Origin of the sequence: Colwellia sp. C1TZA3 (genome assembly GCF_007954265.1) — a bacterium.
GTDB lineage: Bacteria > Pseudomonadota > Gammaproteobacteria > Enterobacterales > Alteromonadaceae > Cognaticolwellia.
Genome location: NZ_VOLS01000161.1, coordinates 1 through 573 on the forward strand (window position 1 = coordinate 1; position 573 = coordinate 573).

Below are 573 nucleotides of genomic sequence, written 5' to 3' on the forward strand. Positions count from 1 at the left end.
GACTCCATGAAGTCGGAATCGCTAGTAATCGTAGATCAGAATGCTACGGTGAATACGTTCCCGGGCCTTGTACACACCGCCCGTCACACCATGGGAGTGGGTTGCAAAAGAAGTGGCTAGTTTAACCCTTCGGGGAGGACGGTCACCACTTTGTGATTCATGACTGGGGTGAAGTCGTAACAAGGTAACCCTAGGGGAACCTGGGGTTGGATCACCTCCTTATCTTGAAGTAAAACAGCTTAATGAGAATACTCTTTAGAGAGTGCTCTACGAGTGTTCACACAAATTACATGATAACAAATTAGAAGAAGTCCAAACATGCTAGCTTCGGACGTAAAATCTTGAAAGAGATAGGTCTGTAGCTCAGCTGGTTAGAGCGCACCCCTGATAAGGGTGAGGTCGGCAGTTCAAGTCTGCCCAGACCTACCAATTTACGCGCTAACTAGAAAGTATGTTACCCATTGCGGGGCTATAGCTCAGCTGGGAGAGCGCCTGCCTTGCACGCAGGAGGTCAGCAGTTCGATCCTGCTTAGCTCCACCACTTCTTCTTTAAAGAAAGAGACCAAACTTAAA

General features: G+C 48.0%; 2 tRNA genes and 1 rRNA gene. All 3 read left to right on the forward strand.

What is annotated here, in order from left to right:
* Positions 1–222, forward strand: a 16S ribosomal RNA gene (locus tag ESZ39_RS17660); the annotation flags it as partial.
* 130 nt (positions 223–352) lie between these two features.
* Positions 353–429, forward strand: a tRNA-Ile gene (locus ESZ39_RS17665).
* A gap of 36 nt (positions 430–465) precedes the next feature.
* Positions 466–541: transfer RNA gene (locus ESZ39_RS17670), tRNA-Ala, on the forward strand.
* Positions 542–573: the final 32 nt, after the last annotated feature.